The 17,526-nt window shown below is 73.0% G+C and carries 17 protein-coding genes and 1 tRNA gene; 7 read left to right on the plus strand and 11 right to left on the minus strand.

Going from position 1 to position 17,526, the window contains the following annotated elements:
- Nucleotides 1-87 precede the first annotated feature (87 nt).
- The 7 genes from tatC to FGD68_RS10885 form a co-directional block, all read right to left on the minus strand.
- Complete coding sequence (gene tatC, locus FGD68_RS10855; protein WP_119372411.1) at nucleotides 88-840, minus strand: twin-arginine translocase subunit TatC; 753 nt, start codon at nucleotides 838-840, stop codon at nucleotides 88-90.
- A 54-nt stretch (nucleotides 841-894) separates the two neighbouring features.
- Nucleotides 895-1,239, minus strand: a complete 345-nt coding sequence (tatA, locus tag FGD68_RS10860; protein WP_104234727.1) for a Sec-independent protein translocase subunit TatA — start codon at nucleotides 1,237-1,239, stop codon at nucleotides 895-897.
- Between the two features lie 198 nt (nucleotides 1,240-1,437).
- Nucleotides 1,438-2,427, minus strand: coding sequence for a helix-turn-helix transcriptional regulator (locus tag FGD68_RS10865; RefSeq protein ID WP_104234728.1), 990 nt, complete (start codon nucleotides 2,425-2,427; stop codon nucleotides 1,438-1,440).
- Nucleotides 2,424-3,431, minus strand: coding sequence for a helix-turn-helix transcriptional regulator (locus FGD68_RS10870; protein WP_119372404.1), 1,008 nt, complete (start codon nucleotides 3,429-3,431; stop codon nucleotides 2,424-2,426). The genes FGD68_RS10865 and FGD68_RS10870 overlap by 4 nt, the downstream gene beginning before the upstream one ends.
- A gap of 48 nt (nucleotides 3,432-3,479) precedes the next feature.
- Nucleotides 3,480-4,523, minus strand: coding sequence for an FKBP-type peptidyl-prolyl cis-trans isomerase (locus tag FGD68_RS10875; protein WP_119372405.1), 1,044 nt, complete (start codon nucleotides 4,521-4,523; stop codon nucleotides 3,480-3,482).
- Nucleotides 4,524-4,584: 61 nt separating this feature from the next.
- Entirely contained in the window at nucleotides 4,585-5,658 is a 1,074-nt protein-coding gene (locus FGD68_RS10880; RefSeq protein WP_119372406.1) for a tRNA (adenine-N1)-methyltransferase, read from the minus strand.
- Entirely contained in the window at nucleotides 5,655-6,350 is a 696-nt protein-coding gene (locus FGD68_RS10885; RefSeq protein WP_119372407.1) for an HAD family hydrolase, read from the minus strand. The genes FGD68_RS10880 and FGD68_RS10885 overlap by 4 nt, the downstream gene beginning before the upstream one ends.
- A gap of 92 nt (nucleotides 6,351-6,442) precedes the next feature.
- Here FGD68_RS10885 and FGD68_RS10890 point away from each other — a divergent pair, with 92 nt between their 5' ends.
- A complete protein-coding gene (locus FGD68_RS10890; protein WP_119372408.1) occupies nucleotides 6,443-7,402 on the plus strand; it encodes a PAC2 family protein in 960 nt (319 codons plus the stop codon).
- A 15-nt stretch (nucleotides 7,403-7,417) separates the two neighbouring features.
- Here the strand turns inward: FGD68_RS10890 and mshC are convergent, their stop codons facing one another.
- Genes mshC through FGD68_RS10905 form a run of 3 tightly spaced genes read right to left on the minus strand, consistent with a single transcriptional unit; the run spans nucleotide 7,418 to nucleotide 10,874 of the window.
- The gene (mshC, locus tag FGD68_RS10895; RefSeq protein ID WP_119372409.1) at nucleotides 7,418-8,698 is read right to left on the minus strand and encodes a cysteine--1-D-myo-inosityl 2-amino-2-deoxy-alpha-D-glucopyranoside ligase; all 1,281 of its coding nucleotides are present in this window, start codon (nucleotides 8,696-8,698) and stop codon (nucleotides 7,418-7,420) included.
- A 4-nt stretch (nucleotides 8,699-8,702) separates the two neighbouring features.
- Nucleotides 8,703-9,521 (minus strand): undecaprenyl-diphosphate phosphatase, encoded by an 819-nt coding sequence (locus tag FGD68_RS10900; RefSeq protein WP_104234735.1) that lies wholly within the window; start codon nucleotides 9,519-9,521, stop codon nucleotides 8,703-8,705.
- A 42-nt stretch (nucleotides 9,522-9,563) separates the two neighbouring features.
- A complete protein-coding gene (locus tag FGD68_RS10905; protein WP_119372410.1) occupies nucleotides 9,564-10,874 on the minus strand; it encodes a M20/M25/M40 family metallo-hydrolase in 1,311 nt (436 codons plus the stop codon).
- A gap of 114 nt (nucleotides 10,875-10,988) precedes the next feature.
- Here FGD68_RS10905 and FGD68_RS10910 point away from each other — a divergent pair.
- The 3 genes from FGD68_RS10910 (at nucleotide 10,989) to FGD68_RS10920 (ending at nucleotide 13,238) form a co-directional block, all read left to right on the plus strand.
- A tRNA-Leu gene (locus FGD68_RS10910) sits at nucleotides 10,989-11,074 on the plus strand.
- A gap of 138 nt (nucleotides 11,075-11,212) precedes the next feature.
- On the plus strand, nucleotides 11,213-12,229 hold the full coding sequence (locus FGD68_RS10915; protein WP_104234737.1) for a magnesium and cobalt transport protein CorA: 1,017 nt from the start codon (nucleotides 11,213-11,215) through the stop codon (nucleotides 12,227-12,229).
- Nucleotides 12,230-12,272: 43 nt separating this feature from the next.
- Nucleotides 12,273-13,238: an NAD-dependent epimerase/dehydratase family protein gene (locus FGD68_RS10920; RefSeq protein ID WP_104234738.1), complete on the plus strand. Its 966-nt coding sequence runs from the start codon at nucleotides 12,273-12,275 to the stop codon at nucleotides 13,236-13,238.
- An 8-nt stretch (nucleotides 13,239-13,246) separates the two neighbouring features.
- Here the strand turns inward: FGD68_RS10920 and FGD68_RS10925 are convergent, their stop codons facing one another.
- Nucleotides 13,247-14,587 (minus strand): J domain-containing protein, encoded by a 1,341-nt coding sequence (locus FGD68_RS10925; protein WP_237609443.1) that lies wholly within the window; start codon nucleotides 14,585-14,587, stop codon nucleotides 13,247-13,249.
- A gap of 250 nt (nucleotides 14,588-14,837) precedes the next feature.
- Here FGD68_RS10925 and FGD68_RS10930 point away from each other — a divergent pair, with 250 nt between their 5' ends.
- The 3 genes from FGD68_RS10930 to FGD68_RS10940 are packed head-to-tail and all read left to right on the plus strand — an operon-like array spanning nucleotide 14,838 to nucleotide 17,525.
- Entirely contained in the window at nucleotides 14,838-15,479 is a 642-nt protein-coding gene (locus FGD68_RS10930; RefSeq protein ID WP_104234740.1) for an ABC transporter permease, read from the plus strand.
- Nucleotides 15,472-16,761: an ABC transporter ATP-binding protein gene (locus FGD68_RS10935; protein WP_119373139.1), complete on the plus strand. Its 1,290-nt coding sequence runs from the start codon at nucleotides 15,472-15,474 to the stop codon at nucleotides 16,759-16,761. The genes FGD68_RS10930 and FGD68_RS10935 overlap by 8 nt, the downstream gene beginning before the upstream one ends.
- Nucleotides 16,758-17,525, plus strand: a complete 768-nt coding sequence (locus FGD68_RS10940) for an ABC transporter permease (RefSeq protein WP_104234742.1) — start codon at nucleotides 16,758-16,760, stop codon at nucleotides 17,523-17,525. The genes FGD68_RS10935 and FGD68_RS10940 overlap by 4 nt, the downstream gene beginning before the upstream one ends.
- Nucleotide 17,526 lies beyond the last annotated feature (1 nt).

Here is a 17,526-nt window from a genome sequence, read left to right on the forward strand (position 1 = left end):
CCATCCTAGGCTCCGGATCCGCGCGCCGGCCGGGGGCGCACGCGACGACGCCCGCCCCTCGCGGGACGGGCGTCGGAGCCGAGCGGATCAGGACAGCAGGTCGTCCGCCATCGCGGCGGCCTTGCGCGCGCGGCGCCGGTCGTTCAGCAGCGAGATGCCCGCGGCCACCAGGTACAGCACCGTCATCGGGACCGCCAGAAGGAACATCGACATGACGTCGGCAGCCGGGGTCGCGATGGCGCAGAACAGGATGATCAGCAGGATCGCGATGCGCCATGACCGGATGATCGTCGCGCCGCTGAGGATCCCCATGAAGTTGAACAGCACGAGGAACACCGGCAGCACGAACGCGATGCCCACCGCGAAGACCAGCTTCAGCACGAAGTCGAAGTACTCGCGCGCCGTGATGAACGACGAGTCGCCCGCACCCGCGAACTGCGTGAGCAGCGCGACGATGTGCGGCAGGACGAACCAGCCGGCCGCGCAGCCCGCGAGGAACAGCGGCACGGCGGAGAAGAAGAAGCCGAACGTGTAGCGGCGCTCCGTCCTCGTGAGGCCGGGCACCAGGAAGGCGAACACCTGGTAGAGCCACACGGGGCTCGAGATGATGAGGCCCACGTAGAGCGCGATCTGCAGGCGCAGGTCGAACGCCGACGTGATGGTCGGGAAGTTGAGGCTGGCGTTCCGCCCCTGCTCCGCGTTGATGGTCTCGATGGGCTGGCGCAGCGCCTCGAGGACGAACGAGGAGAGGAACCAGCCCACGACCATCGCCAGGATGATGGCCACGCCCGCGATGAACAGGCGCTTCTTGAGCTCCAGCAGGTGCTGGACGAGGGACATGCGTCCCTCCGCGTCGCGCTTCTTCTGGCGGGGACGCTCGGTGGTGCTCACGGATCAGGCGCGGGGGCGGGAGTCCCCGCCGTCGCGCGGGGAGTCGTAGCGCGGGGCGTCGTAACGGGGCTCGTCGACGCGGGACTCGCCGGGGCGCACGTAGTCGCGCGGCGTCGCGTCGCGGTCGTCGGCACGGTAGCGCTCCTCGTCGCGGCGGCGGTTCTCGTCGCGGGTGTCGTCGCGGCGGTCGGGGCCGCTCTCCTCCTTCATGGTCTTCACCTCGCCCTTGAAGATGCGCATGGACTGGCCCACGCTCTTCGCGAGGGCGGGCAGCTTCGTGGAACCGAAGAGCAGGACGATGACGACGAGGATGATGACGAGGTGCCATCCGGTCAGGTTTCCGAGCATGTGGTTCACGTTCCTTCAGGTCGGGGGCCGGACAGTCGTTGTCGGGATCCTCGATGAGTCTACCTTCGCGACCCGTCAGGACACCCTGTGCGGCATTGCGGTTCACCCGGATTTCCCCTGCGCGGACCACTGGTCCGGGCGGCGTCCTCCCGATGCCGGGTATTCGGAGCCCGGCACCGTGCCGCTCGGTGCCGCGGCTCAGCCGGCGTCGTCGTAGGCGGCCGCGGCCCGCTCGGCCCACTCGGCCACCGCCGCCCGCGCCTCCGGAGGCGAGGTGACCACGACCACGCCCGCCATGCCCGCGACCAGGCGCACGAGGCCCTGGTAATGCGCGACGCGCACGGTGACGGCGACGCGGCCGGGCCGACCGGCGACGGGGACGGGCCGCTCGTCGCCCACGAAGTCGCCGAGGAGCGGGAGCGCCGACTCCTGGACCTCGAGCGTGACGCGGAGGTCGTCGGGGCTCGGCTCGAAGAGGGTGTCGCCGAGCACCACGTCCTGCGGCCGGTGCTCGGGCGGGAGGTCGGTGACGACGAGCTCGTCGAGGCGGTCGAGGCGGAACGTGCGGACGGCGCCGCGGGCCAGGTCCCAGCCGCGCAGGTACCAGTCCTCGTCCATCGACTCGAGGCGGAGCGGATCCACCACGCGGCGCTCCGTACCGCCTCGGGGGCTCCGGTAGTCGAACTCGACCCGGCGCTCCTCCGCGATGGCACGGCGGAGGTCGTCGCGGGTGCCGTCGCCCGCCCCGGCCGCGACGGCGACCTGGCTGGGGCTCGCCGAGGATCCGCGTGCGAGCTTCGCCATCAGCTGGCCGACGAGGTCGAGGTCGCTGGCCTCCGCCTGGGACGAGACGTACTGGAGGCCGGCGATGAGCGCGGCCGCCTCCCGGGCGGAGAACCGCGGGGAGTCGTCGATGGCGACCATGTGCGTGATGACGATCTGGTCGTTGTCCTCGAAGTCGTCCCACGCGATGTCGAACAGGTCGCCGTGCTGGTACGAGGCCGTGGAGCCGGGGACGCCGGACACGGCGATGAGGCGCACGGCCTGGCGGATCTGCTCGGGCGGCACCCGGAAGTGCGCGGCCGCCTGGCTGACGCTGACGCGTCCGTGGTCGGTGAGGTACGGCACGAGGGCCAGCAGGAACGCCAGCTTGTCCTGCGCGTGGAGCGGCGCGGCGCGATCGGTCATGATGCGTCCTCCCGGTGGGCGGAGACGGTCTCCGCGAGGCGGGCGCGCACGGCGTCCCGCAGCTTCGGCGGCGCGATCACGCGGGCCTCCGGACCGAAGCCCGCGACCTCGTCGGCGAAGAGGTTGGTGTCGGAGTAGTGCACGCGGAGGCGTCCGTCGCCGAGGTCCTCCGTGCCGCGACGACGGCGCAGGCGGATCTCCGCGTCGGATCCGGGGGCCACGGTGACCTCCCCGACGCCGTTCGCCCACACGCGGTCCAGGTCGGCGAGGGCGCGCTCGGCGTGGTCCTCCCCCTCGGGCACGAAGGCGCGGCTCGTCACGCGCACGCGGTCGACGATGCGCGACAGCAGGAACGTGCGCGGTCCGTCGGCGTCCTGGTCGACGCCGTGCAGGTGCCAGCGGCCCTGGTGCTGCACGAGCGCGAGCGGGGCGACCGTGCGGATCCTGGCCGTCCGTTCCCCCGGCTTGAGGTAGCCGAAGGAGACGAGGACGTGCCGCTCGAGCGCGACGCTCAGGGGCGCGAAGGCCGCCTCGCGCGTGCGCAGGCGCGGCGCGAAGCCGATGACGGGATCGTCGGACTCCACGCCGAGCGAGCGCAGCTTGATGAGCGCACGGCGCGACTCCCCCGAGAGCGACCCCTCGCGCCACACCATGGCCGCGAGGTTGAGGAGCGTCGTCTCCTCCGGCGTGAAGGACAGGTCGGCGGGGAGCTCGTAGGCGCCGCGCGGGATCCGGTAGCGCAGGAGCTGGTTGTTGCCCTCCTGGCCCGGCGCCTCCACGGTCTCGAGCGGCACGCCGAGGTCGCGGATGTCGTCCTTGTCGCGCTCGAACTGGCGCTCCAGGTTGGCGTTGTCGCCACCGGCCCGGTAGCGCTGCCGGTAGCCCTGGACGCTCGAGAGGACCTCGTTCTTCGTCAGGCCCTGCTCGGTGGCGAGAAGCGCCAGCACGAGGCTGAACAGGCGCTCCTCGACGGGCACGTTCGGTCGGCGGGATGTCTCGGGCACGCGGTGTTCCTCACGTCGGTGCAGCCCCCGGCCGGTGGCGATGCGTCGTTACTTGGTGGTGCTGGTCCCGAGGATATCCACCACGTAGACGAGCGTGGACCCCGCGGGCACCTTGGCGGAGCCCTGGTCGCCGAATCCGTCGGCCGGTGGGACGACCGCGATGACCTGGTCGCCGGCGTGCTTGCCCACGAGGGCCTTCGCGAGGCCGGGCGTGACGACGAGCGAGGAGGCCGCGCCGGTGGAGGGCGCCGCCGTGGTGGCGGTCGCGGGCACCTGGAGGGGGCCGCCGCCTGTCCAGCTGGATCCGAACACGGCCTGCTTCTCGGCCGACGTGCTCGTGCCCCAGACGACGCCGGTGTACTGCAGCGTGACGGTGTCGCCGTCGCCGACCTCGGCGCCGTCGCCCGCGCGGAGGAGCGCGTCGCGGTACTCGGTGGGCGGCGTGCTCGGCGGGATGGTGATCCCGGGGATGCCGTCGTCCGTCGTGACGACGGACGGGAACCCGGCCTGGGCAGGCCGCGGCTCGCCGGTGGCCTTCTCCGGGAAGGACGACGTGATGTCGACGATGAGGACGAGGCCGTCGGTGGCGTCGAGGCCCTGGGACGACAGGTCCTGTCCGGGGAAGACCGTGGACACGGGGACCGTCACCGCGACACGCGAGCCGACGGGCATGCACGTCATCGCGTCCTCGAGGTACGGCAGCGACTCGTGCAGGGAGGCCGGCGTGAAGAGCGGCGAACCCGTGGTGCGGGCGTTGGGCGCGATGCGGGCGTAGGCCGCGAGGTCCTTGCCGGTCTTGCCGTCGACGATGGAGGCCGCGGCCGTGATGCCCTGGTTCGGCTGCACGGGCGCACCGTCGCCCTCGACGATCGTGGAGACCTCGACGCCCGCGGGCTTGAGCGGCGTGGGGAACGCGACCGAGGCGGGCGCGCTGCCGACGTCGCCCGTGGCGGTGACCGTGCTGGACGACGTGCCGGCCTGGGCGAGGGGCGTGCAGCCCGCCGCCGCACCGGATCCGGAGCCGGAGGGGCTGCAGGCGGCGAGCGTCAGGACGAGTCCTGCGCAGACGGTGAGCGCGGCGGAACGGCGCACGTGACTCCTCTTTCGATGGTGGGGGCGGCCGGCACGCACCCGCGTGATCGGCCCTGTCATCCTAGGCGGTGGGGTCGGTGGGCTCCGGCGCATCGGACGTGTCGTCCGCGCCGTCGGGGACGACCGTGTCGCCCGCCTCCGCCTGGTCCCTGGCGCCCGCGAGCTGGGCGCCGTGCTCCGCGATGCGGACGCGCTTGCGCAGGACCTTGTCGCTCACCTTGCGCTCGCCGAGCGATCCGGGGGTCCAGGCCTCCATGTCCTCGTCGCTGAAGTCGGACTTCGACGCGCGGCGCTTGAGCTGCGGCAGGACGGATCCGGGTGCCAGGCGGCGCGCGGTGATGAGGAAGCCGGTGTGCCCGATCATGCGGTGCTCGGGACGGACGGCGAGGCCCTCCACGTGCCAGCCGCGGATCATGGTCTCGCTCGCATCCGGGTTCGTGAAGAGCCCGGAGTCGCGGAGCGCCTCGGCCACGCGCGACAGCTGCGTGACGGTGGCGACGTAGCAGAGCAGGACGCCGCCGGGCGTGAGCGCCTCGGCGACCGCGTCGACGCACTCCCACGGCGCGAGCATGTCGAGGATCACGCGGTCGACGGAGTGCGGCTCGGTGACGGTCGGCAGCGCCTCCGCCAGGTCGCCGAGGGTGATGGACCAGTTCTCCGGACTGTGGCCGAAGTAGCTCGAGACGTTGCCTCGGGCGACGTCCGCGAACTCCTCGCGGCGCTCGAAGGAGAGGAGCGTGCCGGTCGGCCCGAGGGCGCGCAGCAGCCACATCGAGAGGGCGCCGGATCCGACGCCCGCCTCCACGACGGTGGCGCCCGGGAACACGTCCGCGAGGCCGAGGATCTGCGCGGCGTCCTTCGGGTAGATGATCGCGGCGCCGCGGGGCATCGACATGACGACATCCGAGAGCAGCGGCCGGAGCGCCAGGCACTCGATGCCCGCGCTGTTCTTCACGACGCTGCCGTCGGGCAGTCCGATGAGGTCGTCGTGGTCGATCATGCCGCGGTGGGTGTGGAACACCTTGCCGGGCTCGAGCAGGATGGTGTTGAGCCGGCCCTTGGGGCCCGTGAGCTGCACGCGGTCGCCCGCGCGGAACGGTCCGCTGAAACGCGCGGCGGCGGTGTCGACGGTCATGCGGGCACCTCGTCGCGAATCGAGGCCGCGGCCCGGCGGTCGGCGTGGGCCGCCTCGAGGTCGGCGAGCGTGCGGCCGGCGAGGGTGTCCCAGAGCACGTAGGCGTCGTCGGTCGGCAGCGGCACGTGGTGCGGCACCGCGATGACGGTCGCGCCGGATGCGGTGGCGGAGGCGACGCCAGGAGCGGAGTCCTCGATGGCGACGCAGTCGCGGATGTCCACGCCGAGCAGGTCGGCGGCGGCGAGGTACGCCTCGGGGTGCGGCTTGCTGCGGGAGACGTCGTCGCCGGCGACGACGTGGTCGAACGCGTCGAACGGCACGGCGTCGGCGACCTGGCGCGCCATGCGGCCGATGCTCATGGTGACGAGAGCGGTGGGGATGCCGGCCTCGCGGATCCCGCGGAGGAGCTCCCGCGCGCCCGGGCGCCACGGCACCTCGACGAGGATCTGCTCCATCACGCGGTCGCTCAGGCGGTCGATGATCTCCTGGACGGGCAGGTCGACGCCCGCCTCCTGCAGGATGCGCGCCGAGTCGTCCAGCCCATTGCCGACGAGCCGGAGCCCGTCCTCGGGGGTCCACGTGCCGCCGAAGGAGCCGACCAGCGCCTCCTCCGCCACCATCCAGTAGGGCTCCGTGTCCACGATGGTGCCGTCCATGTCCCAGAGGACGGCCGCGGGTCTGTTGCTGATCACGGGGAGCGAGTCTACCGGCGAGGCGCCGCGTCCTAGGATCGTACGATGACCGCCGGCCGGGCGGTCCGAGGGCGAGACGGAACGGGAGTCACGTGGCGGATGCCGAGAGGTTCGTGAGCGGACGGCTGCTGGTCGTCGCCTTCGAGGGCTGGAACGATGCGGGCGAGGCCGCCAGCGGTGCGGTCCGGGCGCTTAAGGACCTGCTCGACCTCGAGGCGGTGTCGTCGGTGGATCCCGAGGACTACTTCGACTTCCAGTTCAACCGCCCCACCATCGGCTTCGCGGAGGACGGCACCCGCGAGCTGGAGTGGCCGGGCGCCACGCTCTACGGCCCGAAGGACCCGCGGCGACCCGCGCAGGACCTGGCGGCCGACGCGCAGCTCGGCGTGAGCGGCGACAACGGCGGCAGCATCCACCTCCTGCTCGGCGTCGAGCCGTCCAGGCACTGGACGGCGTTCACCGCCGAGGTGCTCGACGCGGCGCGCGCGGCCGGCGTCGAGGGCGTCGTGCTGCTCGGGGCGCTGCTGGCCGACGTGCCGCACACGCGGCCCATCTCCGTCTACTCCACGAGCGAGAACGCGAGCGTGCGGGCGGAGCTCGGCATCGAGCGCAGCACCTACGAGGGGCCCGTCGGGATCCTCAGCATCATCGCCCAGCGCGCCGAGGAGATGGGCATGCCCACCGTCTCCCTCTGGGCCTCCGTGCCGCACTACGTGCACAGCGCGCCGTCGCCCAAGGCCACGCTCGCGCTCATCGACAAGCTGGAGGAGATGGTCGACGTGGTGATCCCGCGCGGCGAGCTCATCCAGGAGGCCGCGACCTGGGAGGCCGGCATCGACCAGCTCGCGGGCGAGGACGAGGACATGGCGTCCTACATCCAGCAGCTCGAGCAGGCCCGCGACACGGTGGACTCCCCCGAGGCGAGCGGCGAGGCCATCGCGCAGGAGTTCGAGAGGTACCTGCGCCGGGGCGACGGGCCGCGTGGACGCGGCGACGACCGGCCCGAGGAGCCGTGGCGGCCGAAGGACCCCAAGGACCCCAAGGACCAGTAGCGCCCCGCCTCCGGGTCAGGCCGCCGGGCTCCCGAGCGCCACGCCGAGGAGCGCGTCGACCGCGGCCACCTCGACGGGCGTCGCGGGGACGCCGGTCGCGACACGGAGGTCGAGCAGCAGGATCGCGCCCGGCGTGTCGAGGTCGTCGGCGAGGCGCTCGCGGACGAGCTGCACCAGCTCACCCGGCTCCCCCGCGTCGGCGTCCGTCGACGACGCGTCGGCGGCCCACGCATCCCAGGCGGCGAGACGGGTGACGGATTCCGCGAGGAGCGCGTCCGTCCACTCCCAGTCCGAGCGGTAGTGCTGCGCGAGGAGCGCGAGGCGGATGGCGCGCGGATCCACGCCCGCGGCCCGCAGGCGCGACACGAGCACGAGGTTGCCGAGCGACTTGCTCATCTTCTCGCCCTGGTACGCGACCATGCCGCTGTGCGCGTAGACGCACGCGAAGTCCTCGCCGGTGAGGGCGGACGCGTGGCCGGCGGACATCTCGTGGTGGGGGAAGATCAGGTCGGATCCGCCGCCCTGCACGGTGACCGGACGGTCGAGCTTCCGCAGCGCGATGACGGCGCACTCGATGTGCCAGCCGGGGCGGCCTCGCCCGACGACGCTGTCCCACGCGGGCTCGCCGGCGCGCTCGACGCGCCACAGCAGCGGATCCAGCGGGTCGCGCTTGCCGGGACGCTCGGGGTCGCCGCCGCGCTCGGCCGAGAGCGCGGCCATGGTGTCGCGGTCGTAGCCGCTCTCGTCGCCGAGGGCCCAGGGGCCGTCCGCGCCGGCGCGGCCGACGTCGAAGTAGAGGTCATGGGCTCCGGCCTCGGCGGCGTCGGGCGTGGCGACCGGGTAGGCCGTGCCGCGCCGGACGAGCTCCGCGACCGCGGCCGCGACCTCGTCGACGACCTCCGTGACGCCGACGTAGGAGTCGGGCGGCAGGATCCGCAGGGCCTCCATGTCGGTGCGGAACAGCTCGACCTGCTCGGTGGCCAGGTCGCGCCAGTCGACACCCGTGGCGGTCGCGCGCTCGAGCAGCGGGTCGTCGACGTCGGTGACGTTCTGCACGTAGGCGACGTCGTACCCGCGGTCGAGCCAGACGCGCTGCAGCGTGTCGAAGGCGAGGTACGTGGACGCGTGGCCTATGTGGGTCGCGTCGTAGGGCGTGATGCCGCAGACGTAGAGGCCCACGCGGCCGTCGCCCGTGCACTCGGCGGGGCGGACGGATCCGGCGCTCGTGTCGAACAGGGTCGGGACGGGGGGCTCCCCCGCTACGGCGGGGACGGCGGGGCGTGGCCAGGCGCGCACGGGATCAGGCCGCGATCGCGCCGGTGCCGAGCAGCACCAGGAGCACGACGCCGAGGGCGACGCGGTAGACCACGAACGGCATGAACGTGCGGGTGGAGATGTACCGCATGAGGCCCGCGATGACCGCGAGGCCCACGATGAACGCGATGAGGGTCGCGACCGCGGTCTGCCCGGCGCCGGCCTGGCCGGTCTCGTCGAAGCTCTTCACGAGCTCGTACAGGCCGCTGCCGAAGACCGCGGGCACGGCGAGGAGGAACGAGTACTCCGCGGCGACCGGCCGGGAGTAGCCGAACGCGCGCGCGGCCGTGGTGGTCGCGCCCGAGCGCGAGACGCCGGGGACGAGGGCGAGGGCCTGCGCGATGCCGATGCTCACGCCGTGCCCGTAGGTCATGTCCTTCTCGAGGCGGTCGCTGCGGCTGTAGCGGTCGGCGAGGCCGAGCAGGATGCCGAAGACGATGAGCACGATCGCCACGATCCAGAGCGAGCGGAACGTGGAGCGGATGGTGTCCTGGAAGAGGTACCCCGCGATGCCGATGGGGACTGTGCCGATGATGACGAGCCAGCCCATGCGCACGTCCGGGTCGCCCTTCGGCATCCCGCCGCGGAGCGAGCGGGTCCACGCCGAGAGGACCTTGCCGATGCGCTTGCGGAAGAAGACCACGACCGCGAGCTCGGTGCCGAGCTGCGTGATGGCGGTGAACGTGGCTCCCGGGTCGCCGCCCATGAAGAGCCCGGCGATGCGGAGGTGCGCGCTCGAGGATATGGGCAGGAATTCGGTCAGGCCCTGGACGAGGCCCAGGATGATCGCCTCGAGATAGCTCAAGCGTGCACTCCAAGTGTCGGGTGGCCCACCTGGGGCTCGGATCTAGTAGTTCAGGAGGAGGTCGCGGAGGACCTGCCTCCCGAAGACTAGTGCGTCGAGCGGGACCCTCTCGTCGACGCCGTGGAACATCGACGGGAAGTCCATGGACGCCGGGAGCTTGAGCGGCGCGAAGCCATATCCGGTGATCCCGAGGAGGCTGAGCGCCTTGTTGTCCGTGCCCCCGGAGAGCATGTAGGGCAGGACCTCGGCCTCGGGGTCGTGCATGCCCAGGGTGGCGACCATGGCGTCGACGAGCGGTCCCTCGAAGGGGTTCTCGAGGCCGACGTCCTGGTGCACGATGCGGACCTCGACGCCGTCGCCCGCGAGCTCCCGGACGCGTGCGAGCACCTCGTCCTCCTCGCCCGGCAGGACGCGGATGTCGATGAGCGCCTCCGCCGTGTCGGGGATCACGTTGTGCTTGTAGCCGGCGTGCAGGAGCGTCGGGTTGGTCGTGGTGCGCAGCGTCGCGGCGATGAACTTCGACGCGGTGCCCGTGGCGATCGCGAGGTCGTCCGGCGTGACCTGCTTCGGGTCGGCCCCCACGATGCGGGCGATCTCGTCGAGCAGCTGGCGCGTCGTGTCGGTGAGGTGGACGGGCCACTCCTCCATGCCGATCCGCGCGACCGCGCCCGCGAGCCGCGTGACGGCGTTGTCGCGGTTGACCTGCGAGCCGTGGCCCGCGGTGCCCGTGGCGACGAGGCGGATCCAGACGAGGGCCTTCTCGCCCGTCTGCAGCAGGTAGGCGCGCTTCCCGGCGAGGTCGATGGAGTAGCCGCCGACCTCGCTGATGGCCTCGGTCGCGCCCGCGAACCACTCGGGCCGGTTCTCGACGACGTAGGCGGAGCCGAGCACGCCGCCCGCCTCCTCGTCGGAGAAGAAGCCCATGATCAGGTCGCGCTCGGGCGCGCGGCCCGAGGTGATGATCTCCTGGAGCGCGGTGATCATCATCGCGTCCATGTTCTTCATGTCCACGGCGCCGCGACCCCAGAGCATCCCGTCCTTGATGACGCCGCCGAACGGGTCGACGGACCAGTTCGCGGGGTCGGCGGGCACGACGTCGAGGTGGCCGTGGACGACGAGCGCGGGCTTGTCGCGGTTGCGGCCCGGGATGCGCGCGAGGACGCTCGTGCGACCGGGCGCGGCGTCGATGAGCTCGGGCGCCAGCCCCAGGTCCTTGAGATGCTGCTCGACGTACTCCGCGGCCTCCGTCTCCCCCTCCGACCGGCCCTCGCCGTGGTTGGTGGTGTCGAACCGGATGAGGTCGCGGGCGATCCGGGCGGTGGCGTCGAGGTCGTCGGGGAGCGTGTCGGTCATGGGTCCACGCTATCGAGGCCGGACGCGGGCGTCCTGTCGCCGGGTGGTCGGGGAGCCTCCCGGGCCGTGCTAATGTCGTCTCTCGGCAGCCGGAGACGGCGGGCCGCGCATCCTGTCCGGATGGCGGAATTGGTAGACGCGCTAGCTTGAGGTGCTAGTGCCCGTATTAGGGCGTGGGGGTTCAAGTCCCCCTTCGGACACACACGAGAGCCGGTCGGATCCACGAGGATCCGGCCGGCTCTTCTGCGTTGAGGCCCCGCTCCTCTCTTCTCGCGGCGGGCCCGGCTACAGTCGCACTCGGCCCGCGCGCGGGTCCCCCGACCCGAGAGCGAGATCCGATGACCGTCGTCGACAGCGCCGTGTACGTGCAGGGGGTCCGCACCGCGGATCCCGAGAGCCTCGACGAGACGTTCGAGGTGATGCGGGAGCGCCAGGGCCTCGCGTGGATCGGCCTGTACCGGCCGGACCCGGAGGAGCTGCACCGCGTCGCCGACGAGTTCGGCCTGCACCCGCTCGCCGTCGAGGACGCGCTCAGCGGGCACCAGCGCTCGAAGATGGAGCGCTACGGCGACACGTGGTTCGTGGTGCTCCGCCCCGCGCGGTACCTCGACGCCGACGAGCGCGTCGAGTTCGGGGAGCTGCACGTCTTCGTCGGGCCCGACTTCGTCGTCACCATCCGCCACGCGGAGTCGCCCGACCTCGCCGCCGTCCGGCACCGCCTCGAGGAGGACCGCGAGCTCCTCGCGCTCGGGCCGCGCGCCGTCATGTACGCGATCCTCGACCAGGTCGTCGACGAGTACGGCCCCGTCGCCGCGGGCCTCGAGGACGACGTCGACGAGATCGAGGACCAGATCTTCGGCGCCGACCCCGACGTCTCCCGCCGCATCTACGCGCTGATGCGCGAGGTCACCTCGTTCCAGCGGGCGACGGCGCCACTGGGCTCCATCCTCGACGACCTGCGGCGGCGCGCCGAGGAGCACGACGTCGACCTCGAGCTCCGCCGCGGCTTCCGCGACGTGCACGACCACGTCATCCGGGTCGCCGAGCGCGCCGACGCCTTCCGCACGCTGCTGCAGAACGCGCTCACCGTGCACACGACGCTCGTCGGCCAGCGTCAGAACGACGAGATGAAGAAGCTCACCGAGACGAGCCTCGCCCAGAACGACCAGGTGAAGCGGATCTCCTCCTGGGCCGCGATCCTGTTCGCGCCGACGCTCGTCGGCACCATCTACGGCATGAACTTCGTCAACATGCCGGAGCTGCAGTGGACCTACGGCTATCCGCTCGCGCTCGGCCTGATGGTCCTGATGGGCGTGATCCTCTACGCCGCGTTCCGGAAGCGCGGCTGGATCTGATCCCCGGTCGAGTCGGCCATCCGGCGCGGCGTAGGGTGACGGGATGCGTGTCGTCGTCATCGGAGCCACCGGCCACATCGGGACCTTCCTCGTCCCCCGACTCGTCGAATCCGGTCACGACGTCGTCGCGGTGAGCCGCGGCACCCGCGAGCCCTACCGCGAGTCGCCCCTGTGGGACCGCGTCGAGCGCGTGCGCGTCGACCGCGACGCCGAGGACGCCGCCGGCACCTTCGCCGACCGGATCGCCGCCCTGTCCCCCGAGGTCGTCGTCGACCTGGTGTGCTTCACGCCGGAATCGGCGCGCCACCTCGTCGAAGGGCTCCGCGGACGCGTGCGGCACCTCGTGCACATCGGCAGCATCTGGACCCACGGCCTCAGCACCGCCCTGCCGCTGCGGGAGGACGACCCGAAGGAGCCGTTCGGCGAGTACGGCGTGCAGAAGGCGGAGATCGAGCGCTACCTGATCGCCGAGTCGCGGTCGGGCGGCGTGCCCTGCACGGTGGTGCACCCGGGTCACATCAGCGGCGGCGGCTGGCCCGTGATCACGCCCCTGGGCAACCTCGACCCCGGGGTGTGGACCGCGCTCGCGACCGGCGGCCGGCTCGCCGTGCCGGGTTCGGGCAGCGAGACGATGCACCACGTGCACGCCGACGACGTCGCGCAGGTCGTGCAGCTCGCGATCGCCAACCGCGAGACGAGCGTCGGCGAGAGCTTCCACGCCGTCTCGGACCGCGCGCTCTCGGTGCGCGGCTTCGCCCGCGCGGCAGCCGCCTGGTTCGGCCGCGAGCCCGAGCTGGAGCACCTCGACTGGGACGGGTTCCGCGCCCGCACCGAGCCTGGTCACGCCGACGCCAGCTGGGAGCACCTGAGCCGCAGCCACGTCGCGAGCATCGACAAGGCCCGCGACGTCCTCGGCTATGCGCCGCGGTTCACGAGCGAGCAGGCCGCGCGCGAGGCCGTCGAGTGGATGGTGCGCGCGGGCGATCTGGACGTCCCGCTCCCCCGCTGACCCGGACGCTAGACGAAGCGCGCGTCGAGCACGAGGCGCGTGCGGACCGCCAGCAGGCGCTCCGCATCCATCGCGTGGAGACCGGGCAGTCCCGCGGCGACGTGGTCCGCGAGCAGCGTGCGGGCGACCGCGTAGGCAGGGAGCGCGTGCGGATCGTCGGCCGCGTGCAGGACGACGGGCGCGGCGCCGAGGACCCCGGACGGCAACGAGAGCACGAGGCCGACCACGGGAACGTCCATCTCGCGGGCGAGGGCACGGGCGCGGCCGTCGAGACCGCGGAGCGCGGCGTCGCGCGCCGACGGATCCGTGGCGCCGGCGGATCCCGCGGGCACCGACTCGACCGCGACGAGCCCCTGCGGGCCGAGCACGAGGTGGTCGATCGCGTCGCCCGAGCGCGGCACGGCCACGCCGTTCCAGAACGCGTAGGACGGCCCGAGCTCCATCAGCTCGCGCGCGGTCTCCTCCTGGGCGACGGCGGCCCGCAGCGCCTCGGAGGCGGCCGCGGGCACCTCGGCGACGAGGTCCGGAGCGTACGCGTCGGCCTCGAAGCGCCGGCGCAGCCCCTCGAGGCGGGCGAGTCGCGCGCTGTAGGCGGCCATGAGGTCGGGGTAGGCGCGGAGGGCCCGCTCGTGCGCGATGGCCTCCTGCTGCAGCCGCTCCGCCGCGCGGCGTCGCGGCTCCTCGGAGCGGAACCAGGCGCGTCCGATCGGACCCGCGGCGGCGAGGCCGGCGGCCGCGCCCACGACGAGGCCCACGGCGGCGGCCAGCGCGCCCAGGCCGGAGACGAGCAGGGTCAGGGCGAGCAGGACGCCGAGCACGGGCGGTGCGATCGCGCGCGCACGCCGGACGTAGGGCTCCGGCCGGTCGGACAGCGCCGCGCCCCCGCGGGGCGGGACGGGAGCGGCGGGAACGGAGGGCTCCGCGGGATCAGCCAGCCACTCGCGCACGAGGGCCAGGTAGCGGAGCCGGGCGAAGCCGCCCGGGTGCCCGAAGCTGCGGGTGCGCGCGGCGGGACGGGCGCGCGGCGCCCCGGGACGGCCGCGGCGGGACGCCGGGTCCCACGCCTCGCCGGCCGATGTGGAGCCCGGGGATGCGGGGTGCGCGCGCCCGACGGGATCCTCCGGGGCCGGGGCCTCGCGGAGCGTGCGCTCGTAGCGGGCGCGGCTCTCGGGATCGCCCACGGCCTCGAACGCGTCGCGCACGGCCTGGAACGCGTCGGCGCTGCCGCCCATGTCGGGGTGGGCGTCCCGCACGCGGCGACGGTAGGCACGGCGGATCTCGTCCTGCGACGCGGACGGCTCGACGCCGAGCACGGCGTACGCGTCGGCATCGCGCGACGGGACGGGCATCGGTGGCTCCTCGCGGGAACCGGTCGGGCGGCTCCCAGGATCACGAGCGTATGCGAGCGCGCCTGGACGACCCCCGAGCGCGCGTGCGCGGTCGCCGGTACATCACGACAGCGCGCGCGCCCGCCCGCGCCGGGCGCGGGATACCACCGCGGGGCGGCCGCTGGCGAACTTCGCGCATCCGGGTCGCCTGCGTAAGGTGAGCCACCGCCGATGCCCCTCCCGGTGACCGACACATCCTGAGGAGACCGACATGTGGGACTTCCTGTCCTCCCGCGCCGACCAGATCGCGTTCTCCGCGTGGCAGCACCTCAGCCTCGTGGTGCAGTGCCTCGCGCTCGCGACCGTGATCGCCGTGGGGATCGCGGCGCTCGTCTACCGCAGCCGCCCGCTGAGCTCGCTGGCCAACAGCGTCTCGGCGATCGGGCTGACGCTCCCCGCGTTCGCGCTGGTGGGGCTGCTCATCGCGCCGCTCGGGTTCGGCGTCGCGCCGGCCGTCGCGGTCGTCACGTTCTTCGCCGTGCTGCCGATCCTGCGCAACGCGGTGGTCGGCCTCACGGGGATCGACCCCGCGATCGTGGAGTCCGCACGCGGCATCGGCATGGGGCGCGTCCGCACCCTGCTGCGCGTCGAGCTGCCACTCGCCTGGCCCGTCATCCTCGGCGGCATCCGCGTGTCCGCGCAGATGGTCATGGGGATCGCCGCGGTCGCCGCCTACGTGCTCGGCCCCGGGCTCGGCGGCTTCATCTTCTCCGGGCTCTCCCGCCTCGGCGGCGCGAACGCGACCGAGTCCGTCCTCACGGGCGTCATCGGCGTCGTCCTGCTCGCCCTCCTGCTCGACCTCGTCCTCGTCGGCATCGGCCGGCTCACCACTCCGAGAGGCATCCGTGTCTGAGACAACCACCACCCCCGAGATCAGCGGCCGTTCGATCCTGCTCGACGGCGTCACCAAGAGGTACCCGGGACAGGCCAAGCCCGCCGTCGACGGCATCACGCTGGAGATCCCGGCCGGCAAGATCGTCATGCTCGTCGGCCCGTCCGGCTGCGGCAAGACGACCACGCTGAAGATGATCAACCGGCTCATCGAGCCCACGGAGGGCCGCGTCGTCCTCGGCGACGAGGACGTGACGGCCATCGACGGCGACGAGCTGCGGCGCCGCATCGGCTACGTGATCCAGGCAGGCGGGCTCTTCCCGCACATGACCGTGTCGGCGAACATCGCGGTGGTGCCCAAGATGCTCGGCTGGGACGCCGCCCGCATCCGCGCCCGCGTCGACGAGCTGCTCGAGCTGGTCTCGCTCGACCCCGAGCAGTACCGCGACCGCTACCCGAAGGAGCTCTCGGGCGGCCAGCAGCAGCGCGTCGGCGTGGCCCGCGCGCTCGCGGCCGACCCGCCCGTGCTCCTCATGGACGAGCCGTTCGGCGCGGTGGACCCGATCACCCGGCAGCGCCTGCAGGACGAGCTGATCCGCATCCAGGCCGAGCTGCAGAAGACCATCGTCATCGTCACGCACGACTTCGACGAGGCCGTGAAGCTCGGCGACTGGATCGTCGTCTTCGCGGAGGGCGCGCGCATCGTGCAGTACGACACCCCCGAGCGGATCCTCGCCGAGCCCGCCGACGCGTTCGTCGAGGAGTTCATCGGCTCGGGCGCCGGCCTCAAGCAGCTGACGCTGCGCCGCGTGGACGAGGTGCCGCTCGCCGACGCCGTCATCGCGCACCCGGGCGACGCCGCGCGCGACGTGCTCGCCCGGATGGACGAGGTCGGCCACCAGCACGCTGTGGTCGTCGACGCCAGGAAGCGCCCGATCCAGTGGCCGTCGCGCCGCCAGCTCGGCCGCATCGACGTCGTCGGCGGGGTCCCCGAGCCGCGGCTGCCGGTCATCGGCAACCGCGCGACCCTCAACGACGCGCTCGACACCATGCTCGTCTCGAGCGCCGGCGCCGCGCTCGTCACCGGGCGCGGCGGGGCCTTCCTCGGCGTGATCGACGTCGAGACGGTCATGGACGCCATCACGAGCGCCCGCGCCTCGGCGGCCGGTGGCGTCGAGGGCGCTCCGGTCGGCACGAACACCGGCACGATCGGCACCGTGGGCGCCGACGCCGCGCGGGCCGAGCAGTCCGCCGGATCCCCCGCCGCCGACTCCCCCGCCGCGCACGACGGGCAGGCCGGATGAGCGCCGTGACCGAGGCCCGCACCGACGCCGTCGGCGGTGCGCAGAGCTGGCGCGGGCTGGTCGCGCAACCCGTCGCGATCGCGGCGGTCCTCGCGGGGTACCTCGTGTGGCTCGCCGTCGCCCCGCTCACCGCGGTCGAGCGCACCACGCTCGCGCCGGGCGCGCTCGGCAAGGCGACCCTGGAGCACCTGGGCCTCACCTTCTCCGCGGCCGTCGTCGTGCTGCTCATCGCGGTCCCGCTCGGCGTCCTGCTCACCCGCGGTCGCTTCCGCGGCTACTCCGCGCCCGTCCTCGCGGTCGCGAACTTCGGGCAGGCGGCTCCGGCGATCGGGCTCGTCGTGCTGCTGAGCATGGTGATGACGGGCAGTGGTTTCATCGCCAGCCTCGTCGCCCTCGTGCTCTACGCCGCGCTCCCCGTGCTGCGCAACACCATGATCGGGATCCGCGGCGTCGACGAGCGCCTCGTCGAGGCCGGCAGAGGCATGGGCATGAGCCGCGCGTCCGTGCTGTTCCGCATCGAGCTCCCGCTGGCCGTGCCCGTCATGCTCGCCGGGATCCGCACCGCCCTGGTGCTGCTCGTCGGCACCGCGGCGCTCGCCGCGTTCGTCAACGGCGGCGGGCTCGGGATCCTCATCACCACCGGCGTCAACCTCTACCTCTACCCCGTGCTGATCTCGGGGGCGCTCCTCATCTCGCTGCTCGCGCTCGCCATCGACTGGCTCGGCCGCGTCGTCGAGCACGTCGCCCGCCCGAAGGGACTCTGAC

It is taken from the genome of Clavibacter californiensis (assembly GCF_021952865.1).
GTDB lineage: Bacteria > Actinomycetota > Actinomycetes > Actinomycetales > Microbacteriaceae > Clavibacter > Clavibacter californiensis.